We start from the raw sequence: 6392 nt of genomic DNA on the forward strand, positions 1-6392 counted from the left end.
GCCCCAAAAATGAACCCAATGCTTATATAAGCTTGTTTTCCGAGTATTCGTCATTCCAATAGGTGCTAAAATCCTGCGAGTGAGTGAGCATACGTGAGAAAAACCCTTAAAACCGAGGGACGGGCAGTTATATGTGGTAAAGTGTAAAAAAAGGTACGGTCCGCAATCCATTGGAGGAATAATAAAAATGGTCGAATTCGTTTACAATTTAGCTTTTGAACAAAGGGATAAATTGTTGGGTATTTCCAGTGAATGGACCGCTAAACGCGGTTCAGGAAGTGTAAGGAAGTTTGATTTTTATTGATATAATGAGCTTAGAAGAACTAATTGAGAAAAAATTCATTAACCCATTAGACTCTCAAATATATGTAGTGTACAGCTGAGGTACGTGCATCTCGGTTGTACACTACATGGAGAAAATAAATTCGGTTCTATATGAAAGGATGAATGTCATGCAAACCGCACTTTATTTTGCCCTGGTATTAATACTTATAAATGTCGGTGTAATGGTTTACTTTCATCGAGAAAGACAGTTTACTGCGTGGAATGTATCCGCAGTAACGTTTATGCTCGCTCTACCGTTGGCGGGGACACTCGCTTCCATACTGGTAGTAGTCAAACCTTTATACCGACTATTACATTTGATCAATACGAGTAATTGAGCCGAAGCTAAAAACTTCGGTTCTTTTTATGTGTTCATCTTGTCACTTTAGGCTGTTTTAGGTTATTTTCATTCCAATTAATATTTATTTGAAGCAATTCTTTGCCGTAAGTTCTAAATTTGAAGCATTACTTTGCAGCGAGTACTGTATAGTTGAAAATTCGACTCGCTCAACGAACGGGCAGCATTCCTATCTATGAAGAAATACGGAGTTTGAAATATAAAAAGACTCCTTGGTATGATGTTTATGGGTCCCAGATGCTGGCCAGCGTCGGATCCAAAAACAAACCAAAACAAACCAAGGAGAATACAATATGCATTCTACTCAAAATGAAAGAATTAATCAAATCACTTCTTCAACCTTAATTGTCGGTGTAGACATCGCTAAATTCAAACATGTGGCTCGAGCACAAGACTACCGCGGAGTCGAGTTCGGGAAGCCAATTACGTTTGAAAATAATCGAGAAGGTTTTGAATATTTCGTTAGCTGGTTTAAGAAACTGGGGGCGGAGCAAGGCTTCCAGGACGTCATCGTCGGCATGGAGCCTACAGGGCACTATTGGCTGAATCTTGCTCATTTCCTAAGAGAACAGCAAGTCAAGTATGGCGTGGTAAATCCGCTGCACGTCAAGAAAAGCAAAGAATTAGATGACAACTCACCAACGAAGAATGACGTTAAGGATGCAAAAGTGATCGCTCAACTGGTCAAAGACGGAAGGTATGCTGTACCCAATCTCCCTCAGGGCGTTTACGCTGAACTACGGGAAGCAATGAAAATTCGCGATCATCTGTCGACTGATCTGAGCGTTGTGCAGGGACGTGTCCATAATTGGCTTGATCGATATTTTCCAGAGTTCCTTACGGTATTTAAGGATTGGGAGTGCAAGTCAGCCTTCCACTTACTAAGCCTTTATTTACTGCCACATGAACTTGTGTCTCTTTCTGACGAAACCTTGCTGCAGCACCTAAGAGAGGTTGCAAAGCGTGGACTTGGACTGGGGCGCGTGAAGAGTTTGAAGGCAGCAGCCAGTCGTTCTGTGGGCATAAAACAAGGATCACAGCTTGCCAAGATGGAGCTGCGACTTCTATTGACCCCATATGAACTGCTGCAAAAGAAGTTTGAAGAATTGGAAGTGCACGTGGATGAACTGTTGATGCAGATTCCGTTTGTTCCACAATTGTTGGCGATAAAAGGGATTGGCAGAGACACCATCGCCGGATTTCTCGCTGAAGTTGGCGACATTGAGCAGTACCGACATCCAAAGCAGATCATAAAGCTCGCGGGGCTAAACCTAAAAGAAAACACATAGGGCAAACACAAAGGACAGACCAAAATTACGAAACGAGGCAGAAAGCGACTTCGTGCCTTGCTCTTTCGTGTCATGATGCCGTTGGTGGCAAAGAACGCTGCCTTTCGAGCGTTGCACGAGCATTACACCTAACGGCCGGATAATCCGTTGAAAAAGATGCAGTCTCTCATCGCTTTGTGCAACAAGCTTATTCGGGTGTTGTTTGGTATTTTGAAAAAGGGACATGCGTTCAATGAAAGCAAGATGATGCAGGATATTCCTCGATTCGCAGAGATACTGAAGGCTGCCTAAACGCGCGTATAATGAGACATTGATATCGTAGCGATAACAGATAAAAGAAGCACGGATGAGTCGGAACGCAACTATCTTACGGACGAAGATCCTGTCGGGCAGCATATCTGACCTCCACCTCATGGACAGGTTGAATGAAGGAATGTGGGAGCATAGACTCTGTGAGATTTGGGAGGGTTGACCTCCATGAGCCGATGTGGAGATCCATAAGTGCAACCATACTTTACCGAAGGAACCACTTTTTACAGAGAGTGGTGTAGGTAAGGACTTCTTGTGCATTTGCCAGCCCCACATATTTCTTTATCTTCAATTTAGTTCCACATGAATTTTATCTGGTACACACGCATTACGGTCAGATTCTAAGAATACGTGAGCATTTAGGAGCAAAATGTTTCTCCATAGAGGGAGTTTAACCCTATAACATAAGTTTCAAAGTAGCGGGTTCATTTTATAAAGGTTCGCCCAAATACTCTGATAGACAAGCAAACATTCTTGTGATATATATGAAAGTGGGTATAATTTCCTATTTTGTAACAGAAAGTTGGTTGAGCATGGAGAATTCGAGTGTAAATAGCAGTGTCGGGTTAAATAATAGACATCAGGCATTAAGAAATACGCTAAATAAGATTGCACAAAATTATGGGTCTCATATTGAATCAGCTAATAGAAATGAACAAACAGCTCAGAAGACAACCCCATCCTATCTTTCTGCTCGGACAAAGAAGAAGGAAGCTGCCAAATCGACGGGAGTAATCGTTGGAGCACAAACTTCTAAAAAATCCATGTCTGTAATCATGCATAAAGCTCGTGTAAATAAAGATTTGGCAAAGCAACTCTGTATGTTAAATGCAAAGCGCGGCGGAAAATTTGGATTCAAAGGATTCTTGTTTGAACACCTTCATGCAGCAAACGAAACGGCCAATGGTATCATCACGATGGTTATTAACGACAATGGAGTCGCTGATTTTGTGATTAAAAGAAATGGCAGGAAGTTTTTTGCTCAAGCTAAAGTCGGGCAAGCCAATAAAAACATTAATTTCGCAAAGTACAAGGGTCAGACACTTATTGTAGATAAAGGCAACACCGTCTTAGTTGAAAAGGCAAGAAAAGCTGGTATGAAAGTAGTAGAATCAGATATCAGCAATAAACAAGTTACCCAATTAGGAAAGACCATGCAACTGGAACAAAAAATAACTGGTAACAAAAACGCAGTAGTTACATCCAAAACGTATACCACTACAAATAATCTATCTAACGCCCATCTCGCAGGTGTTCAGGCGGCTAAATCCGGTGCACAATTTGGAGCCGGAGTAAGCATTGGGTCTAACCTGGTTGATGTTATTACTGGCGAAAAAGACCTGAAAGAAGCCGCTAAAGATGTAGTCGTTGATACCGCTATATCAGCGGGAACCGCCTATGTCGCAGGTGCAGCAGTAGCTGCCGTAGCTCAGACTACAGCAGGAGCGGCAGTTGCAAGTGCTGCGGGTGTAGCCGGCGCGGCAGTAGCAGGAACTACAGTCGGTGGAGCCGCAATTGCGGCTGGAGCAGCTGTCACCGGTGCCGTTACAGGAGCGGCAGCTGCCGCTACAGCCTCAACTGTCGCAGCAGCATCTGCTGTGACGTCTGCCGTGGCTAGTACAGCGGTTGGTGGCGCTATCGCAACTGCTGGTACCGCAATTGCAGGAACAGCAGTTGGTGGAGCTGTTGTTGCCGCAGGAGCTGTGGTTGGAGCAGCCGCTGTAGCCGCTGCCCCTATTGTCCTTCCGGCAATTGCTATTGGTGCTGCTTTGAAGGTCGGTATAAAACTATTTAGCAGGAGAAGATGGTAGTAAAAAGTAAGAAATGGAGGGTCTCTATCGACCCTCCGTCATGAATTATTCTCGTCTAATACTTAAGCTCCAACCACATCCACTCGCTAGTTTTTAACTCTACCCCGATGCATTTCGGGATTAAACTATTGGAGAACGATAGCTCAATAAAGACATTTGAAGGCAGCCGGCTACTTGTGATCGGCTGCCTTTTCTCAACTACCATGAAAATTAAAATCTGGCAGTCGGGGTGTGCCCTGGATGCCATGCTATTGTTCGCTCTTCAAAAGCTGTGAATGTTATATGCGGAGATTGTCATGAAGCATTTATCAAGGATTAGTATAATGTGATTTGGAGCAATAAATGGTCCGATACCAAAATTAAAGCGCTTACATATAATGAGATGGTAAAAATGCCAACACGGTACTGCACTAGTTAGAATCGGTGCTGTTTGGATTTCTTATCTCTGATTAACTTAAAAAAGAAGAGTCTCTTAAAGAACAATTTCGAAAGGCATACACCGTCGAGTATTCTGGATAGTACAGCTGGTGTAGTGGATTCTGGTTGTCCGTTATGTACGTCGGTAACCCTTGGCTTCCTGGTATGTTATGGCACTTATCTATCCGCCGCGCTGAACCTTACTGGCCTTTTTCATGGTTCAACTGCTTACCGATCGGCTACCCTTCCTTGTTTTTACGTTTTGTTTTGAAAGCTGCGACATTCAGGGTGAACGGATCCGGGAGTACTTGGAACGCGAGCTGCAGCCTGATCGATGCCATTATAGGGGGTAGAGACACATGCCCATCAAGCTAAAATTTTCGAATACCCCCCAAAACGAAAAAAAGTCATCCTTTATTTACAAAAAGAATAGCTTTTTTTCGTTTTGGGGGTGTATTAATTTCTTAGCTTGATAGCTATGTGGCGGGACCCCAGGTAAAAAGAAAAGTAAGAAGAATCGACGAGATAACAAAGGTCTAAAATCAGTCTTATGCCAAGCAGGGTGGGACGCCATCAAATCCAAAAATAACTGGGTACGAAAGATTCGTGAAATGGGATACCAAGTCGAGCTAACAGAAACAACAATCTGATCCATAATTCGGTATATCAGTACTATGAAACTCTCTTTTTTCGTTTCGTGCTATGTCACTTTAAAGCGCTGAATTCATTTTCGTATAAATACTATATCTTTGAAAACTGACGATTTTCAATATCACAAATCTCGTTGAATCAAGTTTCACAGTCTGTAACTTTAATTTCACTGGACAGCTATCACGATATTGACTTCACAGTAGGGAACGATTCATAGAGAAATCATCAATGACCTTCCTTAACACAAGAAGGTCATTGTTTGGTGTTTCCTTATCCGTTTTAACTCAAATATCCAAGATTCGCCGATATCTCTTTCGCCGCTCTCATAACCTTATTTTTAATGGTGGCATGCTGCTGTTTCCCAATTCGGTGCTTGGGCCCAACAAGAGAAATGGCAGCAATCACCTGACGTGTATAATCACGAATCGGAGCCGCAAATGAAACAACTTCGTCTAGAAACTCGCAATCGCTGTAGCAAAACTCAGTTTTTCTTATTTCGAGTAGATGGTTTCGTATCTTAACCGGATCGGAAACAGTATGGGGGGTGAATCGCTCGAGCTCTTTACCCAGCACTTTTTCGACAGTTTCAGGAGATTGATAGGCCAAGAGAACTTTTTCTCAGCTTGTACAATGCACTGGATTTCGGCGTCCGACATAAGACAAAATTCTAACCGGATGAGAGCATTCAATCTGTTCGATATAGACGACCTGATCGTGTTCCATCACGGCAATGTGTGCGGCCTCCCCTGTATCTTTGACAAGATTTTTAAGAATCTATTCAGTGTAAGAATTCGTAGGCCCAATCTGTATTTTTTCGTATCTGGATCCTTCATCACATATCCTTCGCTAGCCAATGTACTTAGCAGTCTACTTACGGTGCTCCGTCCAATCTCTAATTTATCGGCAAGATCGCTGACTCGTAATTCAGGTTGGTCTATAGAAAAGCTATTTAAAATACGAAGTGAATTTTTGACGGAGGAGAGAAGGTAATCCCCCGGAGTTTTGTTTGCCATAAATCTTGCTACTCTCAACTTCAATTGTTGCATATAGAAGAACTCTATTATCTATAAAAGTATAGCACAGCTTTTTGCAGTACTTAAAGAGGTAAAAAAAACTACGGCTGACTAATTAACGTACAATATTTGGATTCAGCCTCTTGAAGATACTTTTGCGGGTCTCGTCGGAAGCGACGGCGCTTCGTTGTTTCTTCCAAACGGTTAGACCATCGAATGC

The 6392-nt window shown here is 42.6% G+C and carries 2 protein-coding genes and 2 pseudogenes; 2 read left to right on the forward strand and 2 right to left on the reverse strand.

Going from position 1 to position 6392, the window contains the following annotated elements; translation table 11 throughout:
• Window positions 1–975: 975 nt before the first annotated feature.
• Both LRL21_RS44275 and LRL21_RS44280 read left to right on the forward strand, forming a co-directional pair.
• A pseudogene (locus LRL21_RS44275) lies at window positions 976–2262 on the forward strand (IS110 family RNA-guided transposase).
• A gap of 503 nt (window positions 2263–2765) precedes the next feature.
• Window positions 2766–4091, forward strand: coding sequence for a hypothetical protein (locus LRL21_RS44280; protein ID WP_240422128.1), 1326 nt, complete (start codon window positions 2766–2768; stop codon window positions 4089–4091).
• Window positions 4092–5438: 1347 nt separating this feature from the next.
• Here LRL21_RS44280 and LRL21_RS46615 read toward each other — a convergent pair.
• Together LRL21_RS46615 and LRL21_RS46620 are read right to left on the reverse strand one after the other, a co-directional pair.
• Window positions 5439–5882, reverse strand: a pseudogene (locus LRL21_RS46615) (IclR family transcriptional regulator).
• Window positions 5882–6205: a helix-turn-helix domain-containing protein gene (locus tag LRL21_RS46620; RefSeq protein ID WP_338044790.1), complete on the reverse strand. Its 324-nt coding sequence runs from the start codon at window positions 6203–6205 to the stop codon at window positions 5882–5884. The pseudogene LRL21_RS46615 and the gene LRL21_RS46620 overlap by 1 nt, the downstream one beginning before the upstream one ends.
• Window positions 6206–6392 lie beyond the last annotated feature (187 nt).

It is taken from the genome of Paenibacillus periandrae (genome assembly GCF_022458865.1).
In the GTDB taxonomy this organism is placed as follows: Bacteria; Bacillota; Bacilli; order Paenibacillales; family NBRC-103111; genus Paenibacillus_S; species Paenibacillus_S periandrae.

Bases quoted from the DNA above. Each gene is read 5' to 3' on its own strand.
- LRL21_RS44280 (WP_240422128.1), top strand. From the start codon at position 2,766: ATGAAAGTGGGTATAATTTCCTATTTTGTAACAGAAAGTTGGTTGAGC.
- LRL21_RS46620 (WP_338044790.1), bottom strand. From the start codon at position 6,205: ATGCAACAATTGAAGTTGAGAGTAGCAAGATTTATGGCAAACAAAACT.